The 17,788-nt window shown below is 61.2% G+C and carries 17 protein-coding genes; 10 read left to right on the plus strand and 7 right to left on the minus strand.

The features are described from left to right. Window positions 1-116: 116 nt before the first annotated feature. The 4 genes from FHX11_RS13465 to FHX11_RS13480 all read right to left on the minus strand — a co-directional run bounded on the left by FHX11_RS13465 (window position 117) and on the right by FHX11_RS13480 (window position 5,263). Window positions 117-2,015 carry an ABC transporter substrate-binding protein gene (locus tag FHX11_RS13465; RefSeq protein WP_184358128.1) on the minus strand — a complete coding sequence of 633 codons (1,899 nt, stop codon included), beginning with the start codon at window positions 2,013-2,015 and terminating at the stop codon, window positions 117-119. Window positions 2,016-2,222: 207 nt separating this feature from the next. Next, entirely contained in the window at window positions 2,223-3,731 is a 1,509-nt protein-coding gene (locus tag FHX11_RS13470; protein ID WP_184358129.1) for an alpha-N-arabinofuranosidase, read from the minus strand. Between the two features lie 221 nt (window positions 3,732-3,952). Next, window positions 3,953-4,879, minus strand: coding sequence for an ArsR family transcriptional regulator (locus FHX11_RS13475; RefSeq protein WP_184358130.1), 927 nt, complete (start codon window positions 4,877-4,879; stop codon window positions 3,953-3,955). 81 nt (window positions 4,880-4,960) lie between these two features. Beyond that, window positions 4,961-5,263 carry a hypothetical protein gene (locus FHX11_RS13480; RefSeq protein ID WP_184358131.1) on the minus strand — a complete coding sequence of 101 codons (303 nt, stop codon included), beginning with the start codon at window positions 5,261-5,263 and terminating at the stop codon, window positions 4,961-4,963. Between the two features lie 466 nt (window positions 5,264-5,729). On the opposite strand from FHX11_RS13480, the gene FHX11_RS13485 reads away from it, so the two are divergent. The 6 genes from FHX11_RS13485 (at window position 5,730) to FHX11_RS13510 (ending at window position 10,372) form a co-directional block, all read left to right on the plus strand. Further along, window positions 5,730-5,969, plus strand: coding sequence for a hypothetical protein (locus tag FHX11_RS13485; protein WP_184358213.1), 240 nt, complete (start codon window positions 5,730-5,732; stop codon window positions 5,967-5,969). Beyond that, window positions 5,966-6,409 (plus strand): type II toxin-antitoxin system VapC family toxin, encoded by a 444-nt coding sequence (locus tag FHX11_RS13490; protein WP_184358132.1) that lies wholly within the window; start codon window positions 5,966-5,968, stop codon window positions 6,407-6,409. The genes FHX11_RS13485 and FHX11_RS13490 overlap by 4 nt, the downstream gene beginning before the upstream one ends. 222 nt (window positions 6,410-6,631) lie before the next feature. Beyond that, window positions 6,632-7,195 (plus strand): alkyl hydroperoxide reductase subunit C, encoded by a 564-nt coding sequence (gene ahpC, locus FHX11_RS13495; protein WP_184358133.1) that lies wholly within the window; start codon window positions 6,632-6,634, stop codon window positions 7,193-7,195. A 126-nt stretch (window positions 7,196-7,321) separates the two neighbouring features. Beyond that, on the plus strand, window positions 7,322-8,902 hold the full coding sequence (ahpF, locus tag FHX11_RS13500) for an alkyl hydroperoxide reductase subunit F (protein WP_184358134.1): 1,581 nt from the start codon (window positions 7,322-7,324) through the stop codon (window positions 8,900-8,902). A 16-nt stretch (window positions 8,903-8,918) separates the two neighbouring features. Beyond that, on the plus strand, window positions 8,919-9,818 hold the full coding sequence (locus FHX11_RS13505; RefSeq protein WP_184358135.1) for a LysR substrate-binding domain-containing protein: 900 nt from the start codon (window positions 8,919-8,921) through the stop codon (window positions 9,816-9,818). 110 nt (window positions 9,819-9,928) lie between these two features. Then, a complete protein-coding gene (locus FHX11_RS13510) occupies window positions 9,929-10,372 on the plus strand; it encodes a lysozyme inhibitor LprI family protein (RefSeq protein ID WP_184358136.1) in 444 nt (147 codons plus the stop codon). A 45-nt stretch (window positions 10,373-10,417) separates the two neighbouring features. Here FHX11_RS13510 and FHX11_RS13515 read toward each other — a convergent pair whose 3' ends face one another. The 3 genes from FHX11_RS13515 to FHX11_RS13525 form a co-directional block, all read right to left on the minus strand. After that, a complete protein-coding gene (locus tag FHX11_RS13515) occupies window positions 10,418-11,359 on the minus strand; it encodes an ornithine cyclodeaminase family protein (RefSeq protein ID WP_184358137.1) in 942 nt (313 codons plus the stop codon). Between the two features lie 98 nt (window positions 11,360-11,457). Next, window positions 11,458-12,360 (minus strand): proline iminopeptidase-family hydrolase, encoded by a 903-nt coding sequence (locus FHX11_RS13520; protein ID WP_348649703.1) that lies wholly within the window; start codon window positions 12,358-12,360, stop codon window positions 11,458-11,460. Window positions 12,361-12,425: 65 nt separating this feature from the next. Then, entirely contained in the window at window positions 12,426-13,208 is a 783-nt protein-coding gene (locus tag FHX11_RS13525; protein WP_184358139.1) for a LuxR family transcriptional regulator, read from the minus strand. Window positions 13,209-13,336: 128 nt separating this feature from the next. Between FHX11_RS13525 and FHX11_RS13530 the strand changes: the two genes are divergently transcribed. The 4 genes from FHX11_RS13530 to FHX11_RS13545 are packed head-to-tail and all read left to right on the plus strand — an operon-like array spanning window position 13,337 to window position 17,771. Continuing rightward, window positions 13,337-14,227, plus strand: a complete 891-nt coding sequence (locus FHX11_RS13530) for a proline iminopeptidase-family hydrolase (RefSeq protein WP_184358140.1) — start codon at window positions 13,337-13,339, stop codon at window positions 14,225-14,227. Window positions 14,228-14,278: 51 nt separating this feature from the next. Next, window positions 14,279-15,217: an ABC transporter permease gene (locus FHX11_RS13535; RefSeq protein WP_184358141.1), complete on the plus strand. Its 939-nt coding sequence runs from the start codon at window positions 14,279-14,281 to the stop codon at window positions 15,215-15,217. Further along, window positions 15,214-16,065 carry an ABC transporter permease gene (locus FHX11_RS13540; protein ID WP_184358142.1) on the plus strand — a complete coding sequence of 284 codons (852 nt, stop codon included), beginning with the start codon at window positions 15,214-15,216 and terminating at the stop codon, window positions 16,063-16,065. Before FHX11_RS13535 ends, FHX11_RS13540 begins: the two co-directional genes overlap by 4 nt. Then, window positions 16,062-17,771: an ABC transporter ATP-binding protein gene (locus FHX11_RS13545; protein ID WP_184358143.1), complete on the plus strand. Its 1,710-nt coding sequence runs from the start codon at window positions 16,062-16,064 to the stop codon at window positions 17,769-17,771. Before FHX11_RS13540 ends, FHX11_RS13545 begins: the two co-directional genes overlap by 4 nt. Window positions 17,772-17,788: the final 17 nt, after the last annotated feature.

A 17,788-nucleotide genomic window follows, 5' to 3' on the forward strand; every position in this document is an offset into this window, starting at 1 on the left:
CCGCCTGTTTCCTTGCTGCTTGCATGGGATCTCGCTTCAAGAAAGGTCGCCGGACCCGCCTATGGCCCGGCGACTAGGTGCCCGACGCAACGCCTATTGCGTCGAGGTTGGGAGGATTATGGCTGCGCCGGTTTCAGCTTCACCATCATCAGCCGCGAGTTCGCCCAATTGGGAACCGGGTCGGTATAGGGATCGGCAATGGTCGGGTAGCCTTTCCAGTAGGTGGTATCCATCGACGTGAAGACGTTGTAGGACATCAGCGGAATGGTCGGCATTTCGCGGGCGACGAGCTTCAGATACTCCTTGCCGAATTCGATCCCCTTGGGATCGTCGGCACTGACGCGACGGATACCCTCGATGATCTTGTCGAGCTCCGGATTGGACCAGCGCTGCCAGTTGCGCGCCGCCTGGTTCTCACCCTTCTTGGCGACGAAATCCGAATGCCAGCTGTCGAGGAAGAACGACAGGTCGGGATCGCCGCCCCAGGTCTCGACGCTCCAGGCGATGGCGCATTGGAAATCGCCAGTCGCCAGCCCCTGCCAGACGGCGGAGGATGGAACGGCCTTGGCATCGATGCCGAAGGCTGCCCATTGCTGGGCGATCAGCGTGCCGGCGCGGGTGAAGACCGAACGGGTGTCGCCTTCAACCGTCATGCGGATCTTGAACGGCTGACCGTCCGGCGTCATCCACTTGCCGCCGACCTTCTTGAAACCGGCCTTCTCCAGCAGTTCGGCCGCGGCCTGTGGATCGGTCTTCCACCAGCCATAGCCGAAGGCCGTGCTGATGGCGGCCGGATCGGTCGGGATCTGATCCCTATATTTCGGCTGCTTGCGCAGGATATCGGCGACTTGCTGGCCGATCGTCGGATCGTAGGGCTTGACCTTGCGCTTGCCGGTATCAACCTCGAAATCCTTGAGCCAATCCTGCAGCGGCGCCTGATAATCCTTCATGGCGATCGCCGTCGGCGGAACGCCGAGCGCCGACAGGGTCGCGGCACCGCGATAGCTCGCCATGTCCACAGCCTTGATATCGATGAGCAGCGCCAGTGCCCAGCGCACATCGGCATTCTGGAACAAAGGGTCCTGATTGTTGAAGATCACCGCCGGCAAGGTCGGGTCGGGATGCGCGAAGGGGAAGCCGGGGAACCAGCTTTCAACCGTCTTGGATTTCTCCTTCAGCGTGAACATGCCTTCGGGCGTGTTGTCGTGAATGATATCGAGATTATGCTCGAGCTGGGCGATCGTGCGCTTATCCGGTGGGCCGGGATCGACGTAGCTGACATATTTCGGTCCCGGTTCGCCGAGGCGGGCAAGCGAGGTGCGCTGCCAGTCGTCGCGCTTTTCCCAGGTGTACCATTTGCCCTGCGGATCGAAGGCTTTCAGCTTGTAGGCACCGAGCGAGACCGGATTGGCGAAATCATAGCGAACCGGATCGGCCGCCTTTTCGAAGACGTGCTTGGGCATGATCCAGGCGCCGTTCCAGCGCACGGTGAAGATGGCGTGGAAGCGCGAATTCGGCTTCTTAAGCTTGAAGACCACCGTATAGGGGTCCGGCGCCTCGACGCTGGCCACCTGCACCGAGAAGGCGGCGCTCCAATTCATGCCCGGATGGTCCATCTGGGTCTTGACGGTATAGACCACGTCATCGGCGGTGAATTCCACGCCGTCGCTCCAATAGAGCCCCTTGCGCAGCTTGACCGTCATCTGGGTGAAGTCGTCATTATATTGCGGCTTGTCGGCGGCGAGGGAATTGTCCCAGGCCGAGCCGCCGAGCCCCTGTTCGGGATCGATGTACCAGAGCGTATCCATGGTCAATTGCTGCAGGCCGGTCGAGACGCCGCCGCCGCCATTGACCCAGGCATTGAACCAGCCGGGATTCTTGATCGTCCCTTCCGGATTTTCGACGATCAGCGTCTCCTTGCGCGGCAAAGAGGTATAGTCCTGGGCCTTGGCCGCCGCGATGAGGCCGAACGTGGCCAGCGCGACACCAAAAGCAAGCTTCTTCCACTGCTGCATGATCTCCTCCCTTTGTTATCCATCGGGCGGCATGCCGATCAAGGCGACGCATGCCGCGACCTTCGCGCTCCCGCAATCGGCCGAGATCGAACGATTTACGTCCGATCGGGCCTGCGGCAGATTGGCCTTGCCGGCTTCATCGCCTCCTCGCGATGGCCGGATGCCGCTGCCAGCCGGAGCGCATCCCGCGCCCCGGCAAGCCGGCCGTCATACCGACAGCCGGATCACGTTATAGGAGAGCGGCTTCAGCGTAGCGCGAAGCCGGCCATCCTCGATCTTGGCGTTGCCCGTGGCGGCGGGAACCACCGTATTGGGCCGGGCCGCGGTGTTGACCGCATTCAAATCCTCATGAACCATCTCATGCTGTTCGAAGACGCGGGCGCCGGGGAAGCCCTGAAGCTGCGTGTCGAGATCGAGCGCCGCGTCGGGATGCCGGTTCACCGCAAACAGGGTGACCGCATTGGCCGTAGCGTCATGGACGGCGGAGACATCGAGATAGGGTACGTCGTCGGCCTCGTCGCTGTCATAGGTCGGGCCATCGACAACAAGCCGAAGAGCGGAACCGCGCCCATATTTCGACGCGAAATAAAGCGGATAATAGATGCTCTGCCGCCAGGCAGGGCCACCATTCTCCGTCATGATCGGCGCGATGACGTTCACGAGCTGGGCGATGCAGGCGATGCGCACGCGGTCGGAGCGGCGGATGAAGGTGTTCAGGATGCCACCGACCTGGAGAACATCCTCGAAATTATAGACGTCTTCGAGGAGATGCGGCGCATCCGGCCATTCGTCGCGCGCAAGAATGTCCTTGTCCTGCTGGTTGGAATGATACCAGACGTTCCACTCGTCGAAGGAAATACCGATCGTCTTCTTCGAGCGCTTCTTCGCCTTGATATAGTCGATCACGCCGCCGATGGTGCCGATATAGCGGTCGAGCTTCTCGGCCTTGGCGAGATAGTTCAGCGTGTTCTTCTCGCGATTGGCGAAATACATGTGCAGCGAAATATAATCGGCGCTGTCGTAGCACTGATCGAGAACCTCGGCCTCCCAATCGGGATAGGTCTTCATATCCGAGTTGGACGAACCGCAGACCACCAGCTCCAGCGACTTGTCGAAGCCGCGCATGGCCTTGGCGGTCTCGTCGGCCAGCCGTCCATACTCATAGGCGGATTTGTGACCCACCTGCCACGGACCATCCATCTCGTTGCCGAGGCACCACAGCTTCACGCCATGCGGATCGGCCCAGCCATGCTTGCGACGCAGATCCGACCAATAAGTGCCACCGGGATGATTGCAATATTCCAGGAAGTTGCGGGCCGCATCCAGCCCGCGCGAACCGAGATTGACGGCGAGCATCGGCTTGGTGTTGGCCTTCTTGCACCAGTCGACGAACTCGTTGACGCCGATCTGGTTGCTCTCGCGGGTGCGCCAGGCGAGATCGAGACGCACCGGGCGCTCCGAACGGGGCCCCACCCCGTCTTCCCAATCATAGGCGGATACGAAATTGCCGCCGGGATAGCGGCAATAAGGCGAATTCAGCTCGCGCACCAGCTCGATGACATCCTGGCGAAATCCGTCCGAATCCGCCGTCGGATGCCCCGGCTCGTAGATGCCCCCGTAAATCGCCCTACCCAGATGCTCCAGAAAGGAGCTGTAGAGCCGGTCGTCGATATCGGCAATTCGGAAATCACGATGGATGACCACATTCGCCTTCACGGCTATCCTCCCGTATGTATCAAATATTTCGTTCTTATACCTCAATCCTGATATAACTCGACCGAGCAGTCAACGCCGAATTGGTTGTTTCTTTGCGCAGAAGGCACCACCAATCCACCATAAAACCGCATAAGACAAGAAAATACAAAATGTTATGGAAAATTATGCCGCAAGCGAATTTTCGCAGCAGTGTCGTTATATATCATATTTTCTGATTTAATTTACGACAGATCGATGCGCATGAGGATGTCGCGCCCGTAATTGCCGAAGCCGCGGCCGAAAATATTGACGCCGCCGGTATGACGCGCGTCGTCGGCAATGCCGATCCTCAGCCGGATCGAGGAATGCTGACCGATGGCAAGATCGTCGATGGTGACATCCGAGGTGGCGACGCCGTCGATGAAGGTGCCCTTCTTCGAGATCCGCCAGGTCTTCAGCTTGCCGTATTGCGAGCCCTCGAGCTTCCACCAGCTCGGCGTGAAGGCGCCGCGCTTGTCGCCGTAATCGCCAGGCGACGTCCATGTGCCGACGGCAACGCCGTTGACCCAGATGGTGATATCGGACGGCCAGTCCGGATTGGTCCCCGGAACCTCCGACGACAACTCCATCGAGAATTCGATGGCATTGACGCTCTTGTTCAGGATCTTGGCATTGTTGGGAAATTTATATTCCACATGACCGCGCCCGAACCAGAGGAGACCCGCCTGCATGCGTTGCGGATCAAGGAAATAATCCGGCACATCCAGCAGCCCGATTACCCCTTCCGTCGAGCAAAGCCCGCAGGGCGCATGGGTCTCGCAGCTCGTATAGAGGCCGATCGGCATCGCCACTTCGATCACGTCTTCATCATGCTTGAAGGCAGGGTCCTCGAAGCTGAGGAGAATTTCGTCGTAAAGCGCCGTGCAGATCTTCTGGTAGCCCTTGCGTGCCTTCGCCGCCTTGGTCTCGACCAGGCCGGCCTCTTCCAGAATCATGATCCCGGTCGCGACCGTCGACTGCGGCAGATCGAGCGCCCGCGCGATTTCGTTGACGTTCAACGGGCCGTTGGAGCACAACAGCCTCAGCATATCCACGCGTGCGGGCACGGAAAGCGCCCGCAACACCGCAGCGTTCTCACCCGCATAGATCGTCAGAAAGCCGCGCTTCATCGTATCCAGAATGCCTCATCAATCGCCTTCATTTATATCAACATTCTTGATTTAACAAGGCCATCGATGAAGCAATCTGGGCTATCCCGCGTCCAAGGCATCCGCCCGCGGTTCAAAACCGGCTCGTTCCAGCGTTTCCCCAGCCTTGGCCCAGTCTTCCGCGCGCTGCATCAAGGAGACCATTTCCTGCCGCAAGGCATGCGATCTGAGGAGATCGGCGGCGTGATCGGGATTGGTCCGTGGATCATAAAACCTGTCTATCTCCTCGCCTGCCACCCGCCTGGCCGCCTCCAGCCGCGCCTTCAGCACCCCCGCTTCCGCTTTCGCCATGAAATACCGCTTCATCACTTCGATGAGGTCGCGATCGCTGGTATCGAACGCCATGCATCCTCCGTCTCGTTGTTATCGACGAGCGGCAATGATCTGATTCGAATGGCAAAATCTGGATCGGAAGCGGAATCGTCCGCAGCGGCTGCGATATGGACGCTGCATTTCCAAGGCCTGACTATATCGCGTCAGACCGTCGCCATAACGACAAAAAAGCTGAGGGCGCTCGACCCATCACTGGGGAGCGCCCTCGCTGTTACCCTGGACAGCAGACACCGGCACGGCCTCGAAAGGTCGGCCCGGCAGGCTATCGATACAGGTGATGACGTGCAGATAATACAACAGGAGCCGATTTGCAAGGTTTCATCCGAAAAATTACGGACCAGCGAACGGGTGCGGACTGCAGTCCTGCCGGCAATATCGTTCAAAATGCATTCTCGCGTTTCATCCATCCCTCGGAGATTATGTTGACGCCACCGCTTGGGCTGCTACCTTTGCTCTCAATGAGATCATGGAGGCCAACGTGTCCGGCAATTTGCATGTCCGCAACCTCGACGACGAATTGATCGCCAAGCTCAAGCTGCGCGCAGCTCGTCATGGCCGCTCGGCGGAAGCCGAACACCGGGAAATCCTGCGGCAGGCGCTGGAAACCGAAGTCGAGCCTTCCTTCGACACATTGGCGGCGCAACTGCGCCAACTGACCGCAAAACGCAAGCAAACCCCCTCGGAAGTCCTCCTCCGAGAAGAGCGTGACAAACGGTGACGGAAACGCTCGTCGTCGACGCAAGCATCGCCATCAAATGGGTCATTGAGGAGGACGGGACCCCGCTTGCAGTCAGATTACGGCAGAATCATCGTTTTGCCGCCCCGGATCTACTGACGGCGGAATGCGCCAACATTCTTTGGAAAAAGACCCAACGAAACGAGCTGACAGCTGCGGAGGCCGCCATGGCGGCAAGGTTGCTGGAGCGAAGCAACATCGAATTATTCGGCATGCGTAGCCTGCTTACCAAAGCCACCGAGATGGCGATCAGCCTTGGCCATCCGGCCTATGACTGCCTGTATATCGGCCTTGCCGCTAGCCATAATTGGCGCTTCGTGACCGCCGATCAAAGGCTCCTACGCGTCGTCCAGCAAAAGGCTCCAGCAAAAATTGCGAATCTTTGCATCACGCTGGAACAGGCAGCGAACGCCCCCATCTAAAGAAGGCGGCCATGGGATAGCTCAAATGGTATGCGCCATGTTTGGCTACTCTCGACCGAGTTCCCCTGAAATTCGTATCTCCAGCGCACGCAACTTCCTGCCGCATGCGCCAGCCCCATAGACAAAATCTATCGAATTTTTCTGATTTATCTATTTTGCTTATCGCAATGCACGCACTATGTTGCACCGCGAAATCCTCCCGTCCAAACATACAAGGGTCCCATGTCCGTTCTCAATACCGCCATCAAGCCGTTCAAAGCCCAAGCCTTCAAGCAGGGCAAGTTCATCGAGGTCACGGAAGCTGACATCGCCGGCAAATGGGCGGTCTTCTTTTTCTATCCGGCCGATTTCACCTTCGTCTGCCCGACCGAGCTCGGCGATGTCGCGGATAATTACGCCGAACTGCAGCGCCTCGGCGTCGAGGTCTTCTCGGTTTCGACCGATACCCATTTCACCCACAAGGCCTGGCACGACAGCTCCGAGACCATCGGCAAGATCCAGTATGCCATGATCGGCGACCCGACGGGCACGATCACCCGCAACTTCGACGTCATGCGCGAAGCCGAAGGCCTTGCCGATCGCGGCACCTTCGTCGTCGATCCGGACGGTGTCGTCCAGGCCGTTGAAATCACCGCCGAGGGCATTGGCCGCAATGCCGCCGACCTTCTGCGCCGGATCAAGGCTGCCCAGTACGTCCGCGCCCATCCCGGCGAAGTTTGCCCGGCAAAGTGGGAAGAAGGCGAAAAGACGCTCGCTCCCTCGCTGCACCTCGTCGGCAAGATCTGATCACGGCTTCGGCCCCGGCCTTCCCCGCAAGAGGGGAAGGCGTCCTTCTCTTTTGCAATTTAGGCAGACGGCATTTGTCCCGGCGGACAGGCCGCGCCCAATCCCTTTTCGAACGGAGACACGTCGATGCTTGACGATGCACTGAAAAGCCAGCTCAAGGCCTATCTGGAAAAAGTCGTACGGCCGATAGAGATCCGCGCGAATATCGATGACAGCGCCAAGTCCAGGGAGATGGTGGCGCTCCTCGAAGACATTGCCGCGCTCTCCGAGAAGATTGCCCTCGTGCAGGCGCGCGACGCCGGCGAGCGAGCCCCCTCCTTCGCGCTGACAAGCCCCGGCCACGATATCAGCCTGCGCTTCGCCGGCATTCCGCTCGGCCACGAGTTCACCTCGCTGGTGCTCGCGCTGCTGCAGACCGGCGGCCATCCGCCGCGTGTCGAACAGGCCATTCTCGACCAGATCCGCGACCTTGAGGGCGACTTCCGCTTCGAAACCTATTTCTCGCTGTCCTGCCAGAATTGCCCCGATGTCGTCCAGGCGCTGAACCTGATGTCCATCCTCAATCCGAAGATCAGCCATGTCGCCATCGATGGTGCCGTCTTCCCGCAGGAAGTCGCGGACCGGCAGGTCATGTCGGTGCCAACGGTCTATCTGAACGGCGAGGTCTTCGGCCAGGGGCGGATGGAAGTCGAGCAGATCATCGCCAAGCTCGACACGGGCGCCGCCAAGCGTGCCGCCGAGAAGCTCAAGAGCCTCAACACGTTCGACGTCCTCGTTGTCGGCGGTGGCCCCGCCGGCGCGGCAGCGGCGATCTATGCGGCACGCAAGGGCATTCGCACCGGTGTCGTCGCCGAACGCTTCGGCGGTCAGGTGCTCGACACCATGGCGATCGAGAATTTCATTTCCGTGCCGCACACTGAAGGCCCGGCCTTCGCCACCGCGCTGGAAACGCATGTGAAGGACTACCCCGTCGAGATCATGAACCTGCAGCGGGCCGAAAAGCTCACGCAGCGGGCCGATCTGTTCGAGGTCGAGCTTGCAAGCGGTGCAACGCTCACATCCCGCACCCTCATTCTCTCCACCGGCGCGCGCTGGCGGCAGATGGGCGTGCCCGGCGAGGAGCAGTACCGCAACAAGGGCGTCGCCTATTGCCCACATTGCGATGGCCCGCTGTTCAAGGGCAAGAATGTCGCCGTGATCGGCGGCGGCAATTCCGGCGTCGAGGCGGCGATCGATCTCGCCGGCATCGTCAGGCATGTCACCCTCATCGAATTCGACAGCACGCTGCGCGCCGACGACGTGTTGCAGCGCAAGCTGCGCAGCCTGCCCAATGTCGAGATCATCCTGTCGGCCAAGACGACCGAAGTGCTGGGCGACGGCGGCAAGGTCACCGGCCTTTCCTACGACGATCGCGGCAAGGGCGAGAAGCATACGCTCGCGCTCGACGGCATCTTCGTGCAGATCGGCCTCCTGCCGAATACGGAATGGCTGAAGGACACGATCGCGCTTTCCCCGCGCGGCGAAATCGTCGTCGATCAGCACGGCCAGACCTCGCTGGCTGGTGTCTTTGCCGCAGGCGATTGCACCACCGTCCCCTACAAGCAGATCGTCATCGCCCTCGGTGAAGGCGCGAAGGCGTCACTCGCCGCTTTCGATCATCTCATCCGCAGCTCCGCCCCAAAGGAGGAAGAGGCCAAGGCCGCGTGAGCGGCCAGGGCAGATCATGACCCTGAGGGAACTGGAATATCTCGTCGCGCTCGCCAAATACCGCCATTTCGGCCGCGCGGCGGAGGCTTGCCTGGTCAGCCAGCCGACCTTGTCGGCGCAGATCAGAAAGCTCGAGATCGAACTCGGCACGCCGCTATTGGAGCGGGACTCGCGCTCCGTCATGCTGACCTCCTTCGGCAAGGATGCCGCCGAACGGGCCAAGCGAATCCTCGCCGATGTCCAGCAATTGAAGAACGCCGCGCTGCTCAACCAGAACCAGGAACTCGGCACACTGCGTCTCGGTGCCTTTCCGACACTCGGCCCCTATTTCCTGCCGCATGTGGTGCCGCAGGTGCACGAGCGGTTCCCGCAGCTGGAAATCCTGCTGAGCGAGGAGAAAAGCGGCGTGCTGTTGTCGCGCCTGCGCAGCGGCGAGCTTGACGCCGCGCTTCTCGCACTGCCGGTCGAGAGCGACCAATTGCAGGTGGAATTCCTGTTCGAGGAGCCTTTCCTGCTCGCCTTACCGCGCAAACACCCGCTGGCGGACCGGGACAGTCTCGGCATGGAAGACCTCTCGCGTTATGATCTGATGCTTCTGGAGGAAGGACATTGCCTGCGCGAGCATGCGCTCGAAATCTGCCGGCTGTCCGGCGCCGGACAGAAATCCTCCTTCCAGGCGACGAGCCTCGAAACGCTTCGTCTGATGGTCGGCGCGAATGTCGGCATAACCCTGCTGCCCATGCTGGCGACCATCGGCCCGTTGATGTCGTCGGATCGCATTCGCCTCCAGAAATTCAGCGACGGCAACCCAAAGCGCCGCATCGGCCTGTGCTGGCGCCGAAGCGCGCCCACCGGCCCGCTCTTGAAGCAATTGGCGGAGATGTTTCGGGCAACAGCGCGGCAATTGCTGCAGTAGTGATCGCGTAGAGCTGGCAATGCTAATGGCAGCCGCCGCAACCCTGGCGCAACCCCTCCCGATGTGGTTGAATTCAAAAGCACTCAACGTGTCTTCAAGGGGGAGTATCCATGAAACGTTCCGCGGCAATGCTCGCCATTCTTGCCATGTCTGCGGCAATGGCCGCCGCCTCGAATGCATGGGCCGATGAGGCCTGCTACAAGAAGGCGCAAAGCCAGTTCGACCTGACGCAGTGCTCCCTCGACGATCTGAAGAAGAGCGATGACAGTCTGAACAAGCTTTACAGGGCTATGCAAAGCCGGCTGAAGGACGATGACGACACCAAGAAGCTGCTGGTCGACGCGCAGAAGAAATGGATCGCCTTTCGCGACGCCGAATGCACCCTTGCCACGGTCCGATCGGCCGGCGGCAGCATCAATCCCATGAATTTCAACAGTTGCGCCAACGGTCTGACGCAAAGCCGGATCAAGGATTTTCAGGCCTATTTGAACTGCGGGAAGGCCCCCGGCGGTCAGGATGACGACGACTGCGCCATCCCCGGTCCCGCGAAATAGGATAAGCCGATCGCGGGAGGCAAGCGCAGTCGGAACGTCCTCATCTCAGCCGACCGCGGCCTTCATTTTCAGTGCATCCAGAATGCGCGCGCCCACCAGCACCTCGGTGCCGGCAAGCCCCACGGAACAGAACAAGGTCGTCTGGCCAGGTTCCTCGCGGGCGGCAAGCTTGCCGCTGACGATCGCTGCGAGGTCGACCATCCGCTCGGCGCTCGGCGTTCCCTCGAGGAAAAACGGCATCCTGTAGGCCTTCACCTGCTCCGGGGAATCCGTGGCGATCAGATGCGCGGCGGCGGCAACGTCGAGATCGAGTTCGTGCTCGTCCACCATCTTGGGGCCGACGGTGTTGATGTGGGCGCCGGGCTTCAGCCAATCCGCCTTGAGTACCGGCGTCAGGCTACTGGTGGCGCAGATCACGATATCAGCGTCTCGGACAGCGCAGCGCGGCGAGTCCGCGGCCTCGACCGGAATACCCAGACGCTCCTCCATCTCCAGGGCGAAATGATAGCGATTGCGCTCGCTGCGGCTATAGACGCGAACATGGGAAAGCTGGCGGACAAGAGCGGTTGCCTCCAGCTGCGCGCGCGCCTGCTGGCCGCTGCCGATGATCCCGACGGTCGTGGCGTCGGGAGACGACATGTAGCGGACGGCGATGCCGCCGATCGCGCCGGTACGGATTTCCCCCAGCCGGGTGCCGATGAAGATGCCCTGAAGTTCGGCCGTCTCGGTCGACCAGACCGCGACGATCTGTTCGTGCCGCGGCCCCCGGAAAGTATCGTAGACCCGGAAGCCGGCAATCGACGCGTGGTCCGTCGTTCCCCCGATCGTGAAGATCAGGTCGCCCTTTTGCGCGAAGGAAACATTGTGCCTTGGCGGCGACACCAGATCCCCGGCGGCGCGGGCAAGAATTGCCGCCTCGATCGCCTCCATGGCAAGCGCCATAACCGGAATCCGCTCCAGATCGCTATCGCTCAGAATGATCGCCATGTCCCCTCCACGACCACGTCTCTCCCGGCGGTCATGGTGGGATCTAGAGGCCTTATCCGCCTTGCCAAGCCCTTGGCCGACAAAGACCAGGCTTGAGCTCAATCATACTGCGACAGGAAGGTGGAGACCGTTGCCAGGCACAACGCCTTCTCCTCGACATGAGGCATGTGGCTGGACTCGTCGAACAGCACCCACTTGCAGCCGGCGACACGCTCGACATAGGGCCTCACCACCTCCGGCGTCGCCTCATCGTATTTGCCCGAGATCAACAGCGTCGGCGCCTCGATCAGGGGCAGCCGCTCCTCGATCGTCCAGTCCTTCATCGTGCCGATGACGTGAAATTCGGTCGGGCCGTTCATGTTGCGATAGACGGTGTTGTCCTCGTCCATGATGGCGAAGGTGCGCGCCACCTCCAGCGGCCAGGGCACGACGCGGCAGACATGCCGGTCGTAGAAGACGCGCGAAGCGGCGATATAGTCCGGATCGGTGATCGTACCGGCTTCCTCATGTCGCAGAAGCGTCTCCTGCACCTCCTGCGGCAGCTCGCGGCGCAGACGGTTGGCCTCCGAAACCCAGGTATGCATGTTTGCCGGCGAATTGGCGATGACGAGCGCTTTCAGTCCCTTCGGCCGGCGCACCGCATGTTCCGCTCCCAGCATGCCGCCCCAGGACTGGCCGAGGAAGGCGTAACGGTCCTGGATGCCGAGATGCGCAAGCAACGCGTCCAGCTCCTCGAGGAAGAGCGCCGGCGTCCAGAAATCAGGACCTTTTTCCGGCAGACGCGTGGAGTTGCCATTGCCGAGCTGATCGTAATGGATGACGGCGCGGCCGTCGATCTCGGTGATGCCCTTGAAGGAATCGACATAGTCGTGCGTGCAGCCGGGGCCGCCATGGGCGACGACCAAAGGCAGCTTGCCGCTATCGAGCGATCCGGTGATGCGATACCAGGTCCGGTATTCGCGAAAGGGCAGGAAGGCTTCGTTCGATGCGACGGCGGCCACGTGTCTCTCCATCTTTTTGACCAGGATGGAAAAGCATAACGCGGCGCAAATGCCGGCGGCAGCTATCAGAAGTTATAGGATGGCTCGTTTTCCAGAAGCCGGTAATGCGTGGCCCGCACCACCGCCTGCGTGCGGTTCTTGGCGCCCAGCTTCTTGGCGGCGGCATTGAGATGCATGACGACGGTTGGCACCGAGCGGTCGATGATGCGCGAGATTTCCTTGGCCGAAAGCCCCTCGGCCGAATAGCGCAGGCACTCCCTCTCCCGCTCCGTCAGCCGCATCTTGCCGACGCTGCGCGCGCTGGAATCGAACAGCATATAGGCCGTCTCGTGGAAGACATGCGCGAGCAGGCCGAAATCGGCGATGTAACGCAATGCGTTGCGCTCGAAATCCTTGTTGGCCCCGAAGCGGATACCGGTCACCGTCGCATAGTCGCCGCGCGGCATATGCACCGGCACGGTGACGCCGCTCGACATGTCGCGTTCGTTGAGATAGCGCGCGACCGGCTCGGTGCTTTCCCCCAGATAGCGGTTGATCGCGGTATCGGCTGCGGCATTGTAGTTCCAGAAAAACGGCGCGGAACTGCGCAGCGCCACCTGCTGCACCGGGTCGATGCGGAAATAGCCGCGGTCGAACCAATATTCGAGCATGTCGTCCGAAATGTTGCGCAGCTTCAGGAAGGACGGCACCATGATCTCGCCGTCGAGATCGTAGGGAACCGGCGTATAGTCGTAGATCAGAGCCTCGAAGCCGAGCCGCTGCATCGCCTCGAACGCCTGGTCGATCCGTCCGTCCAGCGTGTCGTGCGCCGTGAACTGGCGCCTGATCGCTCCAATTTCGTCAAGCATGGGATAACTCCGGCTCGCATTCAGACCCAACCCTATCACTTCTTATAGCTGGTGTGGATTGCGGTTTACGGTAAAAATTTAATCATGCCCAAATGTTGAGCAAGAAGAATCTTTGCCGGAGTGAGCTGATGTGGCGCGAAATGCAGCCCGACGAGCGGATAGAGGTCGAAGTCGACGGCCATAAGGTGGTGGCCTACAGCTTCGGTTCCGGCTCCGAAACCGTCTTCTGCCTGAATGGCGGTCCGGGCCTTCCCTGCGACTATCTGCGCGAGGCCCATTCCTGCCTCGTCGATCACGGCTACCGCGTCGTCGCCTTCGATCAGCTTGGAACCGGCACCTCTGATCGTCCGACCGATCCCGCGCTCTGGACCATCGGCCGCTATGTCGAGGAGACGGAGACCGTCCGCGAGGCACTCGGGCTCGGCCAGGTCCATATGCTCGGCCATTCCTGGGGCGGCTGGCTCGCCATCGACTATGCGCTGACCTATCCCGAAAACCTCAAGACGCTGATCCTCGAGGATACCGTCGCCGACATGCCGCACCTGATCTGCGAACTGGAGCGGCTGCGCGCCGCGCTCGGTCCGGAAACGGTAGCGATGATGCAGAAGCACGAGGCGCAAGGCAGCTACGATCACCCGGAATACCTGGCCGCCGTGACCATCCTCAACTATCGCCATGTCTGCCGCCTGCCGGAATGGCCGGCGCCGGTGCGCCGCTCGCTCGACGACTGGAACATGGGACCTTACGCGACGATGCAGGGGCCGAACGAATTCCTTTATATCGGCAACCTCAAGGACTGGAACCGCATCCCCGACCTGCCGGGGATGACCGTGCCGACGCTGATCACCGTCGGCGAGCATGACGAGCTGACGCCGGCCTGTGCGCTGCGCATGAAACTCGCAATCCCGAACGCCGAACTCAAGCTGTTCGCGAATGCCAGCCATATGCCCTTCTATGAGAATCCCGGAGACTATTATCCGGCGCTTCTCGGCTTCCTCTCGAAACACGGGCCGGCATGATGCGACAGCAAAAATTCGACACCCGAGGACGGCAAGGGAGCGATCATCGCGATGCATCGCTATAGGTTCGTTCTCAGCCGGCCGCTGCAATTCCTGCCCGTCATCTTCGGCATCAGCGTCATCACCTTCATCCTGGTGCGCCTCATTCCCGGCGATCCCGCCCGCAACATTCTCGGCACGCGCGCGACACCGACGGCGCTTGCCAATATCCGCGCCCAATACGGCCTCGACCAGCCGATCTGGCTGCAATATCTCTATTTCCTGAAGAACCTCGCCAATGGCGAGATGGGCAAATCCATCCTCTACAAGATCGATGTCCTGAAGCTGATCGTCACCCGCATCGAGCCGACCGTGGCGCTCGTCGTCGCAAGCGTCCTCCTGTCGGCCGCCATCGCCGTGCCGATGGCGGCGATAGCGGCCCGCAACAGCGGCCGGGCGCCGGATCATATCGTGCGCATCGTTTCCACCTTCGGCATCGGTTTTCCGCCCTTCTGGCTCGGCCTGATGCTGATCATCCTCTTCAGCGTCGATCTCGGCGTGCTTCCCGTTTCCGGCTACGGCGAGACGCTCGGCGACAAGCTGCTGCATCTCATCCTGCCGAGCCTCACCATCGCGTTGTCGCTATCGACCGTGCTGACGCGCAGCCTGCGCGCGGCGATGATCGAATCCCTGAAATCCGACGTGGCGACGGCGGCGCGGGCGCGTGGCATGCCGGAAAACATCGTCTTCTGGCGGCACGTGCTGCCGAATTCGCTGGTACCATCAATCAATCTGCTGGCGGTCAATATCGGCTGGCTGATCGGCGGCACGGTCGTCGTCGAGAGCGTCTTTGCGCTCCCCGGCATGGGCCAGCTTCTTGTGCGCGCCATCTTCTCGCGCGATTACATGGTCGTTCAGGGCGTCGCCATGGTCTTTGCCTGCGCCACCGTCTTCATCAATTTCCTCGCCGATATCGTCACCGTCGCCGCCGATCCGAGGGTGACGCTATGAGCCTCCAGGCAACCGCACCCACCTCGATCGCCTGGCGCCATTTCCTCGGCAAGCGGCTGACCCTCGTCATCGGCGGCGGCGTTCTTGCATTCTTCCTGCTGGTGGCGCTCGCCGCCCCCGTGATCGCGCCCTATGACCCGATCCTGCAGAATGCCGATGTCCGCTTGCAGGCGCCGTCCATCCTGCATCCTTTCGGCACCGACAATTTCGGCCGCGACATCCTCTCACGCGTCATCTGGGGCACCCGCATCGATCTGCAGATGGCGCTGATCGGCGTCGTCTTTCCCTTCCTGATCGGCACGACGATCGGCACCGTCGCCGGCTTTTTCGGCGGGATCGTCGACGCGCTGTTCATGCGGCTGGTCGACATCATCCTCGCCTTCCCCTTCCTGGTGCTGATGCTCTCCATCATCGCCATCCTCGGACCGGGGCTCGGCAGCTTCTATATCGCCATGGCCTTGGTCGGCTGGGTCTCCTATGCCCGCCTCATCCGCGCGCAGATGCTGGTGCTGAAGAACAGCGACTATGCGGTCGCCGCCGTCAGCCTCGGCTTCAGCCGCTTTCGCATCATGTTCCGCCACCTGCTGCCGAACGCCATCGCCGGCTCCATCGTTTTTTCGATGTCGGATGCCGTGCTGGTCCTGTTGAGCGGTGCCGCCGTCAGCTATCTCGGGCTTGGCGTGCAGCCGCCGCTGGCGGAATGGGGCGTCATGGTCGCCGAAGGCCAGAGCTTCATCACCACCGCCTGGTGGATCACGCTATTCCCCGGCCTCTCCATCGTCTGCCTCGCCTTTGGCTTCAGCATGCTGGGCGATGCGCTCGGCGAGCTGCTGGGGGTGCATGAATGAGCGCCTCCGTCCTTTCCGTCCGTGACCTCACCGTCAAGGCACATCTCGATACGGGCGAACGCACATTGATCGACACCGTGTCGCTCGATCTCGCCAAGGGGGAAATCCTCGGCCTCGTCGGCGAAAGCGGCTCCGGCAAGAGCCTGTTCTGCCGCTCACTGATCCGCCTCCTGCCCTCCTCGCTATTGAAGATCGAAAGCGGCAGCATCCTGCTCGAGGGCCGCGATCTCACGACAATCAGCGATGCCGACATGCTGAAGGTGCGCGGCGGCGAGATCGGCATGATCTTCCAGAACCCGACCAGCCATCTCGATCCGGTCATGCGTATCGGCGAACAGATCGCCGAGGGCATCCGCTTTCATCAGGGGCTTGGCGCCCGAGAAGCGCGCGCGGCCGCCATCGAAATCCTCAGCCAGGTCGGCTTTCCCGATCCCATCAGGCAATATGACAGCTATCCGCACGAGTTCTCCGGCGGCATGCGCCAGCGCGCGATGATCGGCGTGGCGCTGTCCTGCAACCCGAAAATCCTGATCGCCGACGAGCCGACAACCGCGCTCGACGTCACCATCCAGGCGCAGATCCTCAAGCTCCTGATGGACATCCGCGACAAGCGCGGCCTTTCGATCATCCTCATCACCCACGATCTCGGCATCGTCGCCCAGACCTGCGACCGCATCGCCGTGATGCGCGGCGGCAAGCTGCTGGAGCAGGGTCCGAAACGGACAATCCTGTCGCAGCCGCGCCATCCCTACACGATCGACCTGATCAACAGCCATCCGTCGATGCTCGACGAGGCGGCATCCGTTACGGATGTGGCGAAAGAGGATACGCCCCTCAAGCCGCTCGTCGAAATCGACGACCTGCACGTCCGCTTCAATGTCGGCGGCGGCTTCCTCAAGGGCAGTGGCGCCAGAACGGTCAATGCCGTCTCGGGCGTCAGCCTGCGGATCATGCCTGGCGAGACCGTCGGGATCGTCGGCGAATCCGGCAGCGGCAAGAGCACGCTTGCGCGCGCTATTCTCGGCCTGACGCCGCTCTCCTCCGGCCATATCGCCTTCGATGGTATCGATCTCGCGCAACAGAGAACGACGAGCCTCGCCAAGCTCAGGCGCGAGGCGGCCATGGTGTTCCAGGATCCGTATAACGCGCTCAATCCGCGGCTGACGATCGGCGATATGCTCACCGAAGTGCTCAAGGTACAGGGCAAAGTTGCATCCGCCGACATCCCTGCCCGCGTCTACGAACTGCTCGATCTCGTCGGTCTGGAGCGCGAATTCGCCAAGCGCAAGCCGCGCAGCATGAGCGGCGGCCAGTGCCAGCGCGCCGGCATCGCCCGCGCGCTCGCCGTCGACCCGCAGCTCATCATCGCTGACGAATGCGTCGCCGCGCTCGACGTCACCATCCAGGCGCAGATCATCGAACTCTTCCGCGAGCTGACGCGGAAGATGAACCTGACCCTGCTCTTCATCGCCCATGATCTCGCCATCGTCCGCAATCTCTGCGAACGCACCGTCGTCATGTATCGCGGCGAGATTGTCGAGGAAGGCCTGTCAGAGGAGGTCTTCGCACGTCCGAAACATGCCTACACGGCCTCGCTCATCGCTGCCATTCCGGACATCGATCCGGACAAACAACTCTTTGCCGAAACCGATCTTCGCGGTGAAAACCACATCGCCGAAATCCTGCCATTCAAACGCATGCCATAACAAACAAGGGAACGATC

It is taken from the genome of Rhizobium sp. BK602, from assembly GCF_014195095.1.
Taxonomy (GTDB): Bacteria; Pseudomonadota; Alphaproteobacteria; order Rhizobiales; family Rhizobiaceae; genus Rhizobium.